The following is a 14,710-nucleotide window of genomic DNA, read 5'->3' as shown; positions in this document are numbered from 1 at the left end:
CGCCGGAACCGAAAGGTTCCCCCATGCCCGCCGAGCGGCAGCAAGACCACTTCTCGATCGCGGAAGCGTCCGACTACCTCGGATGCTCTCAGGACACGACACGGCGCATGATTGCGCGCGGTGAGATCAAGGCATACAGGGTCGGGCCTCGCCTGATCCGCATTCGTCGCCACGACCTCGAGCGCGCATTGAAGCCCGTCACGCGTCTCGACCTCGTGAGCGCAGGTGGTGGCGCGTGACTCTCCCCACACATGCCGCCGCCCCCGGCGCTTGGACGACGACCGAGGGCGGAGCAAAGACTTCCGGCGAGAAGTTCCCCTTCAGCCTACCGATGTCGCCCGAGGTGCGCGAGGCAGTCGGGCGCCGCAACCGCCGGCGCGCTCACATCGACTCGATGATCGCGGCCCGGGCTCTCGACCGCCTCCTCGACCGGATCGGGCCTGAGGATTGCCCTCGCCACGAGCCGTGCACGTTCGGGCTCACCGCGGACCAGCGCCGCACGTACGCCGCGCATTTGCTTGCGCACGGTTGGCAACCCTGGGAAGTCCAGGCAGTCCTCGCGCGACCGGAGGTGGCCGCGTGAGCGAATCCACCATGCTCACCGCCGTGCGCACCGGCGATTGGCTCGACGCCCAACACTTCCCACCACTCAGCTGGGCTGTCCACGGGATCCTCCCCGAAGGGTTCGGCCTGTTCACCGGTGCACCGAAGACCGGTAAGAGCTGGGCCGCGTTCGGGATCGCTCTCGCGGTCGCTTCGGGTGGCCGTGCGCTCGGTAACGTCGACGTAGGTGACCCGCGGCCGGTACTGATGCTCGCGCTCGAGGACGGTGACCGGCGCCTGCAAGGGCGTGCACGTCACCTGCTCGGCGAGGGCCAGCCGATCCCCGCGGATCTCCACTACGCCACGAGCGTGCACCCCAACCAGGTGACGGCGCTCATCGAGGAATGGCTTGGCGTCTACGGCGATCGAGCACCGCTCGTCGTGCTCGACACTCTTGGCAAGGTGATGCCCGCCGCGCTTCCTGGCGAGGGCGCTTACCAGCGCGACTACCGCGTCGGCTCAGCGCTCAAGCGTCTCGTCGATGCACATCCCGGCGCGTGCCTCATGGTCGTGCATCACACGAACAAGCGCGGCGGCGACGGCGACTGGATGGACTCCACCTCGGGCACCAACGGACTCAACGGCGCCGCGGACTGGACAGCAACCCTCGTGCGCACCCGCAACGAGTCCAAAGGCACGCTCAAGGTCACCGGCCGAGACGTGCCCGAGAACGAGTACGCCGTCACCAGCGACAACGGACGCTGGACGCTCGACGGGACCACCCTTGCCGAGGCCGCTCGCGCAGCCGCACAGCGAAGCCAGATCGAGAACCTGGGCGATCGGTCCGCCGAGATCGTGGCGTTCGTCGCCAACAAGATGCGCCCCGTCTCACCGAAGGAAGTCGAGACCGAGTTCACCATGCCGGACGCCCGGCGCTATCTGGCTCGACTCGTGGAGAGCGGACGTCTGGCGAAGTCTGGGCGTGGCCAGTACATGAGTGTCCCCACAGACCCATCTGTCCCATCCGACGGCCTCTTGGGACAGGAATGGGACACCGGGACAGTGGGGACACCACCCCTTGGGGGTGGATGGTGAACACCCTCACCTGCCCAGACTGTGGCGCAACTGCCGCCATCCCCACCCCAAGGCCCGGGTACTTCGTGGTGGAGATCCGACACGAAGCCACATGCCCGAACTTCAACGGCATGGGTGGCGATCAATCATGAGCCTCCCCACGATGCCCCCGGCCCTCGCGCAAGACTGGCGTCAACTCCACGACCTCATCGATGAAGTAGCCGTGCGCCGGCCGATCCCGTGCCGCGAGTCTCAGGTGCTCCACCCCGACGCCTGGACATCGGAGAACGCGGAAGACCTCGCGGAAGCCGCTGCTCAGTGCTGGCGATGCCCCGCGGTCGACGCCTGCCGCACGTTCGGTCTCACCCACCTGGGCGAGGTTGGCGTGCTGGGCGGGCTCACGCCGAACGAACGGCGTCGGACGGTGCGCGAGCGGGAGGCGTCATGACGAGGCCATCGGAGTATTACCGGTTCGGCGACGTCATGGTGATCCCGACCAAGGTCGCCGCCCAGGTCGCGGCACTTCCTGGATTTTCGCGTCTCCGTCAGCAGATGGTAGGAAACCCCGAGGTATATGGGCCTTTGTCAGCGATGTACTACGCGCGCCTCGAACAGCCGCTTCCGCCCCGCGGAACTTCTAGCGGAAGCCTCGACGCCCTAGGAGCACCCTGGGTGACAACCGAGGATGCAGCACACGTCCTTGGGATCACGGCGCGGGCCGTCAGGCGCCGCCTCGAGCTTGGAACTCTGCCAGGTGAGCGTGTCAGCGGCACGTGGCGGGTAGATAGGGCCGGGCTCGAGGCGGCTGCGCACCACAAGCGAAGGAGTGGCAATGTCCATCAGGGATGACGTGCACGTGAAGCAGGCGCGGGGCCTGCGTGAGCGAGTCGAACGCGAGATCGAGGCGATGCGGCGATCCGGTGACTACACGCCGGGCGGGATCGCGAACGCGATGGCCGAGACGATCGAAGCGGCCAACGTGGAGATCGCTCGTTTGCGTAAGGCGTTCGATGATGCAGTTGCCAGCGAGTACCGGAACTACGAGACCGAGGCGCTCAATCTCGACGCGGCGCGCAGCGCCGGCGCCGTCGAGTGGCGCGACGCCTCATTCAGGGCCGCGGAACTCGGCAGCCAGCGGGAAGCGTCGCGGCTACTGTCCGGTGCCCTTGAGCGCGACGATGTGACGCTCGTGGCCGAGACCGTGCGCAAGGCGATCAAGATGGGCTGGGAGGACGTGATCGACATCTACACCGAGACCCACCCCGACCGCGCGCCAGCACTCGAGCGCTTCCGTGAGCGAGACGCGTCTACGAGAGCGCGCAACGTCGGCATGGGCGCCATCTTCCGCCCCATTCGCGCATAGGGGGCGGGGGGTGGCTCAGGTGGGTGTCTTGTTCGCACCCGACGCGCTTAGCGACTTTCACACACAGAGATTTCTGGGGCACGGGGGGTCGTTACGGGCCCCGTCGCGGCAGGACCCCGGGGGGTGGCCCTCGCCTCTCGCCCCCTCGCACGACCCTCGGCATAGCGATCTCTCTCCCCGACTCGGAACCACAACTAGGAGCGTTCATGGCATCTCCCAAGCCCCCTGAATCATGGGACGGCGACCAAGCGGACAGCATGGTCGCCGCCGAAGCCCGAGGCGACCAGCTCGCGCTCATGAAGGCGCTACGCACACGCATCGTGGCCCGCATCGCCGAACCCGCAATCGCGGCCAGGGACCTTGGCACCCTCGCGCTCCGGCTGATCGATGTCTCGGCGGAGATCGCGAAGCTCGAGAGCTTCGAACCCGAGCCCGAGGCGACCCCAGTAGAGCTCGCTCCCCGAGCCTTCGATTACTCGGCGATCTAGTCAATGAGCATCGGAGGAACCCTTGACGAGGCCTCCGCACACCTCACAGAAGGAGCATGACCATGGCCGAAATCGGATCCGCAGAACTCACCGTCATCCCGTCCTTCAAGGGCGGCCAGCGCGCGCTCGAGAAGCAGTTGGGCGGCGTGTCCGGAAGTGCTGGCGCGAAGGCCGGCAAGGCGTCGGGCACGGCGTTCCTCGGCGGCATGAAGTCGATGATCGGCCCCGCGGCTGGCATCCTCGGCGGCGCGTTCGCTGTCGACTTCGCGAAGGATGCGATCGCCGAGGCGTCCGACCTTGGCGAGTCGCTGAACGCCCTGAACGTCACCTACGGGGATGCGTCGGAGGGTGTCGCGAAACTGGGCGAGGAGGCCGCGCGCAACCTCGGCCTGTCGAACGTCGACTTCAACAACCTCGCGGTGCAGTTCTCGGCGTTCTCCAAGACCATCGCGGGCGAGGGCGGCAACGTCACCGGCACGCTGGACGACCTCACGACGCGCGCCTCTGACTTCGCGTCGGTCATGAACCTCGACGTGGCCGAGTCCGCCAGCCTGTTCCAGTCGGGTCTTGCGGGCGAGACGGAGCCGCTGCGTCGGTACGGCATCGACCTGTCGGCCGCGGCGGTCGAGGCCTACGCGCTGGCCGACGCGACGATCAACACCGCCGATGGGTTCTCTGAGGCCGAGAAGGTTCAGGCTCGCTACGGCTCCCTGATGGAGCAGACCGCTCAGACGCAGGGTGACTTCGCGAACACGTCGGGCGAACTGGCCAACTCGCAGCGCATCCTCTCTGCCGAGTGGGACAACATGCGTGCCGAGCTGGGCACGAAGTTCCTCCCCGTCGCGACGGAAGTGACCGGCTGGATCCTCAATGAGGGCCTGCCCGCCTTCCAGTCGTTCATCGATGACCTGGACGACCCCACCACCTCCATCGGCTCCATCGTTGACTCGCTGGGCACCATCGGCGGGGCCGCGGCGACAGCGGCCGAGTCGCTGTGGGATGCATTCGGCGATGACGTCATCAACTTCATCGACGTCGGCGCGGGATACGGCTCAGCGCTCCTCGAGGGGTTCTCGGACGTGGTGGGCGCCTACGAAGAGGGCGGCATGCCTGCCGCACTGGAGAAAGCCGCAGAGAAGGGCGCGGCGCTCTCGGTGTGGGCCGACTCCGGCGACAGCGTCGCCCAGCAGTGGGTGAACGGCATGGACGAAGGCTTCCGCATCTACTTCGAGGAAGGGTTCCCGGGCCTGGCCTCCGCGCTTTGGGAGGGGTTCGTCTATTCGGTGACGCCAACCGTCGAGCCCGCGCCCGGTGACCTCTCGTTCGACCTGAGCGACCAGCCGAAGACGCCGTTCAATCCCGACGATGTGATCCCGTCGATCACGGCTCCGTCGAGCCTGAGCCTGAACTCGCGCGCCGGTGACGTTCCGTCGATCACGGCGCCCAGCGTAGGCGGCACCTCATACGGCAACAGCGCGGACTACGGCGTGATCGTCAACATCAACAAGGCCGAGTTCTCCGACTCCTCCGACGTCGCGCGCAAGGCCCAGCAGACGGCCCGCTCCAACTCGTGGTCAGGCTCCCGCAATGGCCGCGGCATCGACCCTCGATTGACCAGGTGAGGTAGCCGTGGAAGCTCTACAGAACAGCGTCGCCGACGGAGTCAACTGGGCCGCGTTCCCGCCCGAAACCAAGCGGCTGATCGACGAGGACGCCGCGGCCGGCAACATCGAGGCGATCTTCGAGGCGTTCCAGGTGCGTGCTCGCGGGCGGATGAACGAGGCCACGCCGGGACTGCTGATCTACATGGCAATGGCGCAAGTCGAAGCCGCGCGCACACGCAAGCGGTGGAACCACGGTATGACGACATGAGCCGGCCCACTATCGGCGATCTCGTCCTGTGCGTCTATGGCGATAGGGAGTTCGCCAAGAACGAGCGGGCCGCTTGGGAGACATCGGTACGGTGAAACTGCTTACGCAGGCTAGGGCTGGCCGGGATAGTTCTGTGTCGGTGGGACGTTGTATGTTGGTGGATCGGCTCGCAAATGCGGCGGGCATTGGGCGAAGCGCCGTAAGGTTGCACACAAGTGAGAGGGGGAGCCGCATGTACAGAGCAAGAGAGATCGCGCGCTGGTTCATCGCCTGGGCGAACGCAGACGACGAAGCGGCCCTCACGAACCTGAAGCTGCAGAAGTTGCTTTACTACGCCCAGGGCACACATTTCGCCGTCAAGGGCGAGCCACTGTTCGAGGATGAGATCCAGGCGTGGGCGCACGGCCCCGTGATCCCGGATGTCTACCACTGCTACAAGCAGTTTGGTGGCAGTCCTGTTAGCGACGAGGAGCCCTTCGAGTGGACCGTCGTCGATCGGGAAGATGCGAAGATCTTGGTTCTCGTGTGGAACACATTCGGGTCGAAGAGTGCCTGGAAGTTACGTGAGATGACGCACCAGGAATCGCCGTGGCTCGACCACTACCGGGATGGCGTTCCCGGAATCACTATCCCGAAGGAGGACATCGCGGTGTTTTTTAAGTCGAACGTCGCGATGCCTCAGTAGCCTGAGCACGCTATGGGGGGAAGCCGGCCCGCGGATCTCGCGGGCGATGACCGCACGCTCGACGTCAGCGCCTCGTACAAGTCTGCGGACGACGGTCACCCGGTGTTCTGTCTGAGGTACATTCACGGAAAGCACGGCCTTAAGAACAAGAAGTTGTCCACAAAGGACAAGGCGCAGATGCTTGACCGGCTGCATGCACTAAGCCAGTTGACGTGGGAGGAAGTGCGGCAGCAAGATCGCCACGCGTATGGGGCGGAGAAGATGTCGTTCGACTCACTCAAGGCAGGCAAGCCAGACCTCATGCCAGGAGCCATTGCGGAGGCCGACGCGTTTCACGATGTTCTCGTCTTCCGCCGAAACTCGAACAAGAATGTGTTCGCCGGTGTGCGAGTTAGCAACACCCTCCATATCCTCTACATCGAAGCCAAGTTCGGGGATCTGTATAACCACTAAGGCCCTTGGCAGGTGTCGAGCATTGACGGTCAGTGCCAGAGAACCGCTGGGAAAGGTTGGTGAACGTGGACTTCGCAGGCTGGCTCCAGGTAGCCACGGTGGTAGTCGCCATGGGTGCGGCCGTGATCGCGCTAGCGATCGCGACCACGGATCGCCGACACGCAGCCGCGGTTGCACTGGCCGATCGCAGGGCCGCCGCCGAGCGCGAGATCTTGGCACTCAAACTCGACGCCGCGATCAAGCTTGCCGCCAATTTGGCTCAGGGCGGCTCGGCCGATCGTCAGGAGTCTTCGCGGATGGGCGCTGAAGCTCTCGCCCTAATTACCGTACTCGGCCGCGAGTATGTCCCGCGCCAATGGGAAAAGCGCGTAGGCAGCGCTGGCGACCTTGACGACGCCGCCGATGACCTGGAGAGGGAAGAGTGGGTCAGGCACAAGATTGAGGCCGGTCTCGCGGTGCAGAAGATCGCGGATCGGTTGGAATTACTCGGTCGCGAGAGCGGCCGGTAGCGCCGGCTTCCCCAGATGTTCGAAGCGTCGGCGGCAATCGGTGTGGCTGTGCTCACTGTCGTCGTAGTTCCGATGACCCGAGGCGAGTGCGGGGAGCGCCGCCCGCGATGTCGCAACTTCTCGTGTCGGCAGGCGTCAGTCCCTAGCTCGCGAAGGCTGCAAGCACGCGAAGGCTGCAAGCACGCGAACACGTGACGAGTACGTGACGCCCTCGTCTCAACCCGCTAACGTTCTCGATCATGAAGAGGCGCTATCCAATCCTGCTCGCGATCGCGAGTGGGGTCGCGGGCGTTGTGCTCCAGGTTTTGAGCAGCGATGTTGGCTGGTGGTACTGGCTCATTGCCGCCATCCTCGTGGCCGCGATCGTCGGGCAAGCAGTAGTGGCGGGCCTCTCCATTCGGAGCGCGAAGGAACAGCGGCGAGAGCGGTCCGTCATGGTCTCTGACCAATTTGGGCCCATGGCCCATGCGCTCAACAAGTTTGCCGCGGACTCCAAGCCCGGGCGGCGTTACAACCTGACGTCAACGCTCATGAGCGCTCTGTCGCTAGCCGTTGGAGTAACCGAGTCCGACAGAGTTCGAGCCACCATCTTCCGGGTTGACCGGAGTAGTGGAGTTGAGGCATTCGTGCCTTGGGACGGGCTGACTCTCGGACGAGGCGATGCGCCGCAATCGCGCCTCGAGCGTGGCACTCCCGAGGGTGACGAAGTCTGGGATGCCGCCGAGGGCGACGACCCCCGGTTCTATCCGGATCTCGAAGCGCGAGTCCCCTCCGGCTGGGATGCAAGTCGCAAGCGGGCCTACCGGGCATTCATCACAGTGCCCATCTTCAGCGGCAAGTCACTTGAAGGGTTGCTCACCATCAACTCGCCGAAGGCGGGAGACCTGAGCGACGAGGACGTAACCGTGATGCAGGTCATCGCGAGTTTGATGGGCACAGCTATCGGAATGTCGCGCTGAAGTCGCACGGTTCTGATTGAATAGTCAAAGAAGGGAGTTGATCATCATGGCTCAGGCGTCAGGTTGGTCATCGCAGATGGACCGCAAACTCTCCGCGGCCCGAAAGGATCCCGCGGGTTACTTTGCCAATGCACGTCGTGGTCTCACCGCATCGGCCGCTCCGCAAAGCAAGCCCCTTCGCGGCAGCGCTAAGCATGATCCTCGAAGCAACGGCAACGCTCGATAGTCCCCCCCAAAGTGAAGCAACGCCCCTCACCTAGCCGCCATGGCCAGGTGAGGGGCGCTCCGTGTTCAGGGCTGGTCGAGGAGCCAGCGTCTCAGCTCGTCTGCATCGATGACGAACTTGGAGATGGGGCGGCCGGCCACGCGCGGGTTGCTTACGCGGAGATCCCCCGCGCGCACGGCTCGACGGATGAGTTCGACGCTCAGCCCTGACGCTTCCGAAGCAGACTTGAGTATGTAAACCTCGGGACGCTTGGCCCATACCGGAATGGTGTCCTCGGGCCCGTGGTGACCTCTACCGTGCTCCACGCTCACGGCCGTCGTCCCCTGGCCGCCTGTCGTGCCCGACTCAGCGACGTCAGGGCGATCTCCGGTTCGGCCTCGACCTTGGTCGCGGCCTCGTACTCGTCGGCGTCGCCCTCGGTGAAGCGGACGAGTCGCCCGCGCTTGTGGTGGGGGATCGTGCGCATGTTGCGGCGGATGAACTGCACGGGGGCGCCCATCTCGCCGGCGAACCAGTGGATGCAGCGCATGCGCCCACCGTTGTCGCTGCCACATTCGGTGCAGATCACGATGTCACCGCCGGAACCTGTGCGCCGAGCAGTTCGCTCGGGCGAACGTGGAGGGCCGTTGCGATTCGCGCGAGCTCTGGCAGCGTGAGCTTCTCGGGATTGGCGATGCGGCGCCGCAGTACGCCCGAGGGGATGCCGGTAGCCGCCGACAGTCGTACCACGGTGGCTCCGCGACAGCTCATGACGGCGGTGATCATCGCTGGCCTCCCGTCAGACGCTCCCACTCGTCGGCGGCTTTGGACAGTGCCAGCGCGAATGCCCGGGCTTGTTGAGGGTCGAGCCAAGCGATCCCCTCGTTGCCCACTTCGAGCTGAGTGCGGTGATCCACCGTGTCGTATCTGAGGATGAACTCCGCATCCTCGACGGCTTCCGTGTGAGGTTCGACGAACTGGGCCTCAGACGGGATTGCCCGCGTGTGGTGGTACCAAACGTCGGGCGTGCACTCATCGAACGTGATGGTGTCCGTCGCCCAGTCGGGGCATTCAGTGAGCTCACGCTGCGCCATCGCCTCGGCCGCCACTTCTTCAACGGTCCTACCGCTGTCCTCGACCTCGATTAGCACGTCGGTAGCGGTCTTCAACTTGGTCATGGGATCCTCCTTGATTCCTCGGGTACGCCTGTCGTACCTCGAGCCTGTGACATCGGACCGGGCATACGCCCGGGCGGGTCAAGACCCCTCCCCGGACTCCCACGGACCGACCTCGAGTTGCCGCGCTCGACCAACGCCCGTAGCGCCCTCACGGAATGAGCGCGCTGAACGTTGGACCGCGTGCACACCCTGGCCAGGGAGATCGCACACACACGGCGGGAGGCCCGTCACACTCCACATACGGGGCGTCTCGAGAGCGGCTGAGACGGAGAGAGAGCGCCGAGGACTAGAAGCCCTGCACCGGCACCAGGGGAGAGCCTGGGACCGATACAGGACTGCTAAACCGGGCGGAAGTGAACAGCGCCAGGTCGCCAGATCGCCCGGCACCGCACGCAGCGATACCGCGGGTGCGTGGTCAGGTGCGCGCGCAGTGCGCTCGCGTGGCCTTCGCACCACAGACGCACACAGTCGCCGCCATCGTGGGTGATCTTCTGCGACGCGGCGCCGTCGCAAGCGTCATTGTGAAAGTCGCAGGCGCGCTCGTCTTTGAGTAGCGCCTCCGGGTCGACCTCGGGCCTGGTCAGTAGGCCGTTCACTCGACACCGCCTGCGGCGAGGGCGGGGAAGCGCTTCGCGAGCCAGCGCTCAGCGTTCAGGCGCTCAAAGAACAGGCACTCGGCACAGAGGGCGCCCCAGCGAGCCCGCTGGTCCCACTCGAGCCCTGCGTGGATGTTGAGGTTGTCCCACTCGAGGGCTGCACGGTCGCGGGCATCGGTGGCGCGGGCCGCGTAGTCGGCCTCTGTCGCGAGCGGGGATTCGGCGGTATTCTGGTCCACGGCGGGCTCCTTCTAGTCCGTCTCGCCCGTCCGGTGTTCGCGCACCGAGGCGGGCTCTTTAGTCCGTGACTGGACTTGAGGAACCTGATTGCCGCGTCATTCCAGGTAGATCGTTAGTCGCCGGAGAATCCCACACTCTCCGCCCGTGGGCGCTCGTCCTGCCGACGCGCGGCCCGATGCGAGTTCGTCCGCGCTAGCAGCAGTCGATGGCGCAGCCGATGGTCAGCACGGCCGCCAACGCGCGTACGTGGTCGGCCTCGAGCCGATACAGCACGCGAGCGCCATCGCGATGGGCCGTCACGAGGCCCGCGGCTTCGAGTTGCCGCAGATGGTGGTTTGCCGTGGCGGCTGACAGTGCGAGCAGACCCGCAAGATCTGTCGTGGTCAGCGCATGCCCCTCGCAACAGGCGAGCTCCTGGAGGATGCGGACCCGATTGGCGTCGCCCAGTGCCCTGAGCCGGGCCGCGATCTGCTCGGGATCGCTGGCGGTTTGGAACCGCGGCGACCCCAAGGGGGCGCAGCAGAGCTCTGTCGTGGCATCGATCGTGGGACGAGTGGCGGGCATGTCGCCATCATGGCAGGAGATTTGACATATATCGAATCTTTGGCCACTCTGACGTTCAAACGAATATCGAAAGGGGGTGATCGCGATGGTGAGCACGACGAACATGACCGGCGGTGGATGCTGCGGCGGAGGCTGCTGCTAAGTGGTACCCGGCGGCGGCCTGATCACCCGCTCGCCGGCCCAGTTTTGCTCGTGGTGGCACGCGACCGGTACCCTAGGGGACGTCCACTCGGGAGACGTGACTGAGCGGCCGAAAGTGCATCCCTGCTAAGGATGTGATGGGGTTCCCCATCCGTGGGTTCGAATCCCACCGTCTCCGCTGCGAGTTGGCTCGTCAAGACCACGGTCCAAGAGCCTGTATACTCGTGACTCGGCCCTTCCGGGCCTGGCGCCCTTAGCTCAACGGATAGAGCATCTGACTACGGATCAGAAGGTTGGGGGTTCGAATCCCTCAGGGCGCGCCAGACACGAAGACCCCGTCGCATCAGCGGCGGGGTCTTCGCTATTCCTCGGCCGAGAACGTCACCGTATCCGGCCACAACATATCCCTCGCCGACGCAGGGGGTTTGCCGCTAGGGTGCGATTGACCCTATCCGGGGCACCTACGCGAAACGGAGCCTGTCAGATGGAATTCTTCGAGAACTTCCTCGCGATCCTCTTCTTCACCCTGTGGATCATGATCGTGATCGCGTTCTTCGTGGTCGTCATCCGCATCATCTTTGATATCTTCCGCGACAAGGACCTCAGCGGATGGGGCAAGACCGGCTGGCTGCTGCTGGTCATCCTGATCCCTTGCCTGGGCTCGATCATCTACCTCCTGGCGCGCGGGCGCGGTATGGCTCACCGTGATGCCCAGGCAGCAGCCAACGTCCGTGAAGCCCAGCGCGAGTACACGCGGGGCCTCGTAGAAGAAGTGGGCGGACCCGCCGGCGAGATCAAGGCCGCCAAGGAGCTGCTCGACGCCGGAGCCATTACCGCCGAGGAGTTCGAGGCGCTCAAGGCCAAGGCGCTCCGCTAACAAGCTCTACGCGATCTCGTGCCCGTCGGGCCCGAGCGTCGTGCGGCGAACATCGTCACCATCGGTGGCGACGACCGTCAGCGCGGCGCTTCGGCCGGCGGGCACGAGTCGTATGGTGACGCTGCCGCCCGCGGCCGAGGCCAATGCTCCGACGATGGCGCCCACCATACGTTCCACCGCCTCGCCATCGGCAGGCAGTGCGTCCCTGTCATCCAACAGCGTCACACCAACGCCGCGCCGCCGGGCCCCTGCCGCCGCTTCGATCACTGCAGGCAACATGAGTGACCGGCCCCGCACACCGTCGCGCAGGCGCGCCTCTGCGAGTCGGAACTCGAGGCGCTCGGCGCCAGAGAAGGGTCCGCCTTGCTCGATGCGAGTGAGCAGCGGCACCGCGAGCTTGGCGAGCTCAGCAACACGCGTGCGCCGGATTTGCGCGGCTGCAGCCGTGCGCGCTTCTTCAGCGGCGGCCGCGATCGACCGACGCTCAAGCGCCGCCGTACGGCGCGCAGTACGCCGCAGGATCAGCGCAAACAGCGTGGCGCACACCAGGACGCCCACGTGCGTGTCGAGGATCATGAACGCCGCGAGGAGCCCGCGCCCACTCGTCAAGGTCCACGCGATCGTGATCGCACACATGGCCGCCATCGACGCCCAGGCCCACGCGGCACGTCTTCTCAGGGTGAGGAAGAACATCAGCCACGTGTTGGCCCCCAAGTGCCAGGTTTCGCGCCCAATCACCCCGGAGTCGGGAAGGTTGGTCGTGACCAGTGCAGTCGACAGCACCACGGCACCAAAGACGAAGGCGGTATCGCGCAGAGGGAACGGGTCGGGGAGTGGACGGCTCAACAGCACCCCTGCCGTGCTGACGATCACCATGGCGACGTAGGACTGCCAGGGGTCACGCAAGACGTGTGACGTTGCCACCGTGAAGACCGCACACGACGTCACAAACAGCACCACGATCGCACGGGCGGGCGCCGATCCCAGGTGCAGCAGAGCGGAGACGTCGCCGTCTCGAGCCCGCGCAGCGGCCGAGGCCCGGGGTTCCTTGGCGCTGTCGATCGTGCTCACGGCGCATCCCAACTCACGGTGACCTTGGTACCCACTCCTGGCGCCGAGTCCACCCGGCTCGCGCCGCCGGGGACGCTCGCCATGCGGCCTGCGATCGAAGCCGCGATGCCCAGGCGAGTGGGGCCCACGAGCCGGGGGTCAAATCCTGCCCCGTCGTCGCTGACCGTGACGACCACGCGCCTGGCCGTGATGGACGCGGTCACCTCCACACGGGCAGCATCGCCCGCGTGGCGCGCAGTATTGCGCAACGCCTCTTCGACGGCCTCACCCACAGCAGAGGCAACCCGGCCGGGAATCTCGCCGCTTTCTCCCACGCTGACAGTCGCGACGGTGTCGGGTCGCGCATCGGCCACCATGGCTCGCAACATGGCAGCCGCATCGGCGGTGCTGTAGGCGCGCGCGCCCGAGTCGGGAGCTTCCAGTGCGTGGATGGCGTCGACCGCTTCGGTCGCTTTCGCGGGGAGGTCCTGGGTGGCCTGGTCGCGTTCGGCGGCAAGCAGCACAGACATGATGTCGTCGTGGACGATCGCGTTGATGCGCGCGCGCTCGCGGTCCACCGTGGCAGAGGCGGCAGCGGCCATGGCAGCCTCTCGTGCGCGAGCGGCTGCCGCATCTTGAGCCTCGCCCGCGCTGATGATGGCCTGGCCGATCCCCACCAGAATTGAACAGAACAGCAACGCCCCCACACCATCCATGGCGGCGCCCAAGACGGTCGTCTCGGCAGCGAGTAGTTGCACGCCGGTGACGAGTGGCCCCTGGAGCGCGGGCACGACCCACACCCACCGGGTGCGCCAGGTGATGCCCGCGAGCGTGCAAGGAATTGCGGTCACACCTTGCAGCCAGGGAGGGCTCACCGCGGGCATCTGGTCGACCGTCATGGCGGTGGTCCACAGCAACTGCGCAGAGACGAAACCCACCACGCACACACGCGCGATGGTCCTCGTCACCGCCAACGGCACGCGGTTGGCCAGCACGGTCAGCGAGGCCGGCAGCACGAGGGCGACCGCCATGGCAAAGGTCCAGAACCACGGCTCGAGCATGGTGCGTTGCACCATGAAGCCGCCGTTGCCGGGCATGAGCAGTCCTCCGAAGACGACGGCGCCTATCCCGACCGCGGTGTAGAGCGTGCGCTGGAGTTTGTCGGTGGCCGACTCAGCGGCGGCCACGCTCATTCGAGGATGCCGTCTTCCACAGCACGGCGGTACAGGTCGACTCGGGACGCGGCCTCGCGGCCGACAGCCTCGTACTTGCGCCGAATCGCCTTGACGTAGTCGGCGACGGTCCCGCGGCTGATGCCGAGCGCATCGGCCACCGAGGCCGCGGTCTCTCCGGAGGCGTACATGCTCAGCACCTGTTGCTCGCGCTCCGACAGGCGGGCGTCCTCGAGGTGAGCGTCGGCATCGATCGCGGCCGCCCAGTCGGCATTGAACACCGCCTCGCCACGCACCGCAGTGCGTATCGCGGCGAGCAGATCGGAGGGGTCGGACGACTTGCGCACGAGCCCCAGTGCCCCCGAGCGCGCCGCCGATTGCACGAGCGCGCGGTCCTCCGCGCCGGTGTGGATCAGGACGTACGCGCCCATCCGATGAAGCGCGGCCACGTTCGCGGCGGGATCGGAGCCGTCTCCCAGGCGCAGGTCGAGGATGACGAGCCGAGGTGCCGGATCAAGGCCCTGCAGGCCGCTCACGGTCTCCGCCGTGGCGACGAGCGCGAGATCGGGAGAGCCCTCGAGTAAAGCCTCGAGACCGCGAGCCACGAGCGCGTGGTCCTCGACCAGTGCGATCCGATGCGGCTCCACGGCGCTCCTTGGGGTTGTACCTGCGCTCACCCTAGCGGCGCCAAGGTCCCGGGTCGGCGCGCCAAGCCCGCGAGCGAGACGAAAAGTTCATCTT

The 14,710-nt window shown here is 66.0% G+C and carries 22 protein-coding genes and 2 tRNA genes; 15 read left to right on the top strand and 9 right to left on the bottom strand.

Features of this window, described 5'->3' with window-relative positions:
- Window positions 1–23 precede the first annotated feature (23 nt).
- The 12 genes from ACK5NO_RS11210 to ACK5NO_RS11155 all read left to right on the top strand — a co-directional run bounded on the left by ACK5NO_RS11210 (window position 24) and on the right by ACK5NO_RS11155 (window position 7,946).
- Complete coding sequence (locus ACK5NO_RS11210; RefSeq protein ID WP_416812761.1) at window positions 24–239, top strand: excisionase family DNA-binding protein; 216 nt, start codon at window positions 24–26, stop codon at window positions 237–239.
- Window positions 236–583 carry a hypothetical protein gene (locus ACK5NO_RS11205; RefSeq protein ID WP_416812760.1) on the top strand — a complete coding sequence of 116 codons (348 nt, stop codon included), beginning with the start codon at window positions 236–238 and terminating at the stop codon, window positions 581–583. Before ACK5NO_RS11210 ends, ACK5NO_RS11205 begins: the two co-directional genes overlap by 4 nt.
- Complete coding sequence (locus tag ACK5NO_RS11200; protein WP_416812759.1) at window positions 580–1,638, top strand: AAA family ATPase; 1,059 nt, start codon at window positions 580–582, stop codon at window positions 1,636–1,638. Before ACK5NO_RS11205 ends, ACK5NO_RS11200 begins: the two co-directional genes overlap by 4 nt.
- A gap of 127 nt (window positions 1,639–1,765) precedes the next feature.
- The gene (locus ACK5NO_RS11195) at window positions 1,766–2,065 is read left to right on the top strand and encodes a WhiB family transcriptional regulator (RefSeq protein WP_416812758.1); all 300 of its coding nucleotides are present in this window, start codon (window positions 1,766–1,768) and stop codon (window positions 2,063–2,065) included.
- A gap of 384 nt (window positions 2,066–2,449) precedes the next feature.
- Complete coding sequence (locus tag ACK5NO_RS11190; RefSeq protein WP_416812757.1) at window positions 2,450–2,980, top strand: hypothetical protein; 531 nt, start codon at window positions 2,450–2,452, stop codon at window positions 2,978–2,980.
- A gap of 206 nt (window positions 2,981–3,186) precedes the next feature.
- A complete protein-coding gene (locus ACK5NO_RS11185; protein WP_416812756.1) occupies window positions 3,187–3,468 on the top strand; it encodes a hypothetical protein in 282 nt (93 codons plus the stop codon).
- 62 nt (window positions 3,469–3,530) lie between these two features.
- Window positions 3,531–5,090 (top strand): hypothetical protein, encoded by a 1,560-nt coding sequence (locus tag ACK5NO_RS11180; RefSeq protein WP_416812755.1) that lies wholly within the window; start codon window positions 3,531–3,533, stop codon window positions 5,088–5,090.
- 7 nt (window positions 5,091–5,097) lie between these two features.
- A complete protein-coding gene (locus ACK5NO_RS11175) occupies window positions 5,098–5,340 on the top strand; it encodes a hypothetical protein (RefSeq protein ID WP_416812754.1) in 243 nt (80 codons plus the stop codon).
- Window positions 5,341–5,572: 232 nt separating this feature from the next.
- A complete protein-coding gene (locus tag ACK5NO_RS11170; RefSeq protein WP_416812753.1) occupies window positions 5,573–6,025 on the top strand; it encodes a Panacea domain-containing protein in 453 nt (150 codons plus the stop codon).
- A 12-nt stretch (window positions 6,026–6,037) separates the two neighbouring features.
- Window positions 6,038–6,478 (top strand): hypothetical protein, encoded by a 441-nt coding sequence (locus tag ACK5NO_RS11165; RefSeq protein WP_416812752.1) that lies wholly within the window; start codon window positions 6,038–6,040, stop codon window positions 6,476–6,478.
- Window positions 6,479–6,543: 65 nt separating this feature from the next.
- Window positions 6,544–6,987, top strand: coding sequence for a hypothetical protein (locus ACK5NO_RS11160; protein ID WP_416812751.1), 444 nt, complete (start codon window positions 6,544–6,546; stop codon window positions 6,985–6,987).
- 239 nt (window positions 6,988–7,226) lie between these two features.
- Window positions 7,227–7,946, top strand: coding sequence for a GAF domain-containing protein (locus ACK5NO_RS11155; protein ID WP_416812750.1), 720 nt, complete (start codon window positions 7,227–7,229; stop codon window positions 7,944–7,946).
- 291 nt (window positions 7,947–8,237) lie between these two features.
- Here ACK5NO_RS11155 and ACK5NO_RS11150 read toward each other — a convergent pair whose 3' ends face one another.
- The 6 genes from ACK5NO_RS11150 to ACK5NO_RS11125 form a co-directional block, all read right to left on the bottom strand.
- A complete protein-coding gene (locus ACK5NO_RS11150) occupies window positions 8,238–8,483 on the bottom strand; it encodes a hypothetical protein (protein ID WP_416812749.1) in 246 nt (81 codons plus the stop codon).
- Window positions 8,480–8,701: a hypothetical protein gene (locus ACK5NO_RS11145; RefSeq protein ID WP_416812748.1), complete on the bottom strand. Its 222-nt coding sequence runs from the start codon at window positions 8,699–8,701 to the stop codon at window positions 8,480–8,482. Before ACK5NO_RS11145 ends, ACK5NO_RS11150 begins: the two co-directional genes overlap by 4 nt.
- Before the next feature lie 35 nt (window positions 8,702–8,736).
- Window positions 8,737–8,922, bottom strand: a complete 186-nt coding sequence (locus tag ACK5NO_RS11140) for a helix-turn-helix domain-containing protein (protein WP_416812747.1) — start codon at window positions 8,920–8,922, stop codon at window positions 8,737–8,739.
- An 11-nt stretch (window positions 8,923–8,933) separates the two neighbouring features.
- Entirely contained in the window at window positions 8,934–9,329 is a 396-nt protein-coding gene (locus tag ACK5NO_RS11135; protein ID WP_416812746.1) for a hypothetical protein, read from the bottom strand.
- A 592-nt stretch (window positions 9,330–9,921) separates the two neighbouring features.
- Window positions 9,922–10,164, bottom strand: coding sequence for a hypothetical protein (locus ACK5NO_RS11130; protein ID WP_416812745.1), 243 nt, complete (start codon window positions 10,162–10,164; stop codon window positions 9,922–9,924).
- A gap of 193 nt (window positions 10,165–10,357) precedes the next feature.
- Window positions 10,358–10,729 (bottom strand): ArsR/SmtB family transcription factor, encoded by a 372-nt coding sequence (locus ACK5NO_RS11125; protein WP_416812744.1) that lies wholly within the window; start codon window positions 10,727–10,729, stop codon window positions 10,358–10,360.
- A gap of 232 nt (window positions 10,730–10,961) precedes the next feature.
- On the opposite strand from ACK5NO_RS11125, the gene ACK5NO_RS11120 reads away from it, so the two are divergent.
- The 3 genes from ACK5NO_RS11120 to ACK5NO_RS11110 all read left to right on the top strand — a co-directional run bounded on the left by ACK5NO_RS11120 (window position 10,962) and on the right by ACK5NO_RS11110 (window position 11,747).
- Window positions 10,962–11,048 (top strand) — tRNA-Ser (locus ACK5NO_RS11120).
- Window positions 11,049–11,117: 69 nt separating this feature from the next.
- Window positions 11,118–11,193 (top strand) — tRNA-Arg (locus tag ACK5NO_RS11115).
- A 161-nt stretch (window positions 11,194–11,354) separates the two neighbouring features.
- A complete protein-coding gene (locus tag ACK5NO_RS11110) occupies window positions 11,355–11,747 on the top strand; it encodes an SHOCT domain-containing protein (protein WP_416812743.1) in 393 nt (130 codons plus the stop codon).
- A 6-nt stretch (window positions 11,748–11,753) separates the two neighbouring features.
- Here the strand turns inward: ACK5NO_RS11110 and ACK5NO_RS11105 are convergent, their stop codons facing one another.
- From ACK5NO_RS11105 to ACK5NO_RS11095, 3 genes are read right to left on the bottom strand one after another with little or no spacing between them, the layout of a single operon-like run.
- Window positions 11,754–12,818: a hypothetical protein gene (locus ACK5NO_RS11105; protein ID WP_416812742.1), complete on the bottom strand. Its 1,065-nt coding sequence runs from the start codon at window positions 12,816–12,818 to the stop codon at window positions 11,754–11,756.
- Window positions 12,815–13,990: a sensor histidine kinase gene (locus ACK5NO_RS11100; RefSeq protein WP_416812741.1), complete on the bottom strand. Its 1,176-nt coding sequence runs from the start codon at window positions 13,988–13,990 to the stop codon at window positions 12,815–12,817. The genes ACK5NO_RS11105 and ACK5NO_RS11100 overlap by 4 nt, the downstream gene beginning before the upstream one ends.
- Window positions 13,987–14,616, bottom strand: coding sequence for a LuxR C-terminal-related transcriptional regulator (locus ACK5NO_RS11095; RefSeq protein WP_416812740.1), 630 nt, complete (start codon window positions 14,614–14,616; stop codon window positions 13,987–13,989). Before ACK5NO_RS11095 ends, ACK5NO_RS11100 begins: the two co-directional genes overlap by 4 nt.
- Window positions 14,617–14,710 lie beyond the last annotated feature (94 nt).

It is taken from the genome of Demequina sp. (assembly GCF_047975725.1).
GTDB lineage: Bacteria > Actinomycetota > Actinomycetes > Actinomycetales > Demequinaceae > Demequina.
This window is presented reverse-complemented; position numbering and strand designations above follow the sequence as displayed.

Bases quoted from the DNA above. Each gene is read 5' to 3' on its own strand.
- ACK5NO_RS11210 (WP_416812761.1), top strand. From the start codon at position 24: ATGCCCGCCGAGCGGCAGCAAGACCACTTCTCGATCGCGGAAGCGTCC.
- ACK5NO_RS11195 (WP_416812758.1), top strand. From the start codon at position 1,766: ATGAGCCTCCCCACGATGCCCCCGGCCCTCGCGCAAGACTGGCGTCAA.
- ACK5NO_RS11190 (WP_416812757.1), top strand. From the start codon at position 2,450: ATGTCCATCAGGGATGACGTGCACGTGAAGCAGGCGCGGGGCCTGCGT.
- ACK5NO_RS11185 (WP_416812756.1), top strand. From the start codon at position 3,187: ATGGCATCTCCCAAGCCCCCTGAATCATGGGACGGCGACCAAGCGGAC.
- ACK5NO_RS11180 (WP_416812755.1), top strand. From the start codon at position 3,531: ATGGCCGAAATCGGATCCGCAGAACTCACCGTCATCCCGTCCTTCAAG.
- ACK5NO_RS11170 (WP_416812753.1), top strand. From the start codon at position 5,573: ATGTACAGAGCAAGAGAGATCGCGCGCTGGTTCATCGCCTGGGCGAAC.
- ACK5NO_RS11165 (WP_416812752.1), top strand. From the start codon at position 6,038: ATGGGGGGAAGCCGGCCCGCGGATCTCGCGGGCGATGACCGCACGCTC.
- ACK5NO_RS11155 (WP_416812750.1), top strand. From the start codon at position 7,227: ATGAAGAGGCGCTATCCAATCCTGCTCGCGATCGCGAGTGGGGTCGCG.
- ACK5NO_RS11145 (WP_416812748.1), bottom strand. From the start codon at position 8,701: ATGCGCTGCATCCACTGGTTCGCCGGCGAGATGGGCGCCCCCGTGCAG.
- ACK5NO_RS11140 (WP_416812747.1), bottom strand. From the start codon at position 8,922: ATGAGCTGTCGCGGAGCCACCGTGGTACGACTGTCGGCGGCTACCGGC.
- ACK5NO_RS11135 (WP_416812746.1), bottom strand. From the start codon at position 9,329: ATGACCAAGTTGAAGACCGCTACCGACGTGCTAATCGAGGTCGAGGAC.
- ACK5NO_RS11125 (WP_416812744.1), bottom strand. From the start codon at position 10,729: ATGCCCGCCACTCGTCCCACGATCGATGCCACGACAGAGCTCTGCTGC.
- ACK5NO_RS11110 (WP_416812743.1), top strand. From the start codon at position 11,355: ATGGAATTCTTCGAGAACTTCCTCGCGATCCTCTTCTTCACCCTGTGG.
- ACK5NO_RS11100 (WP_416812741.1), bottom strand. From the start codon at position 13,990: ATGAGCGTGGCCGCCGCTGAGTCGGCCACCGACAAACTCCAGCGCACG.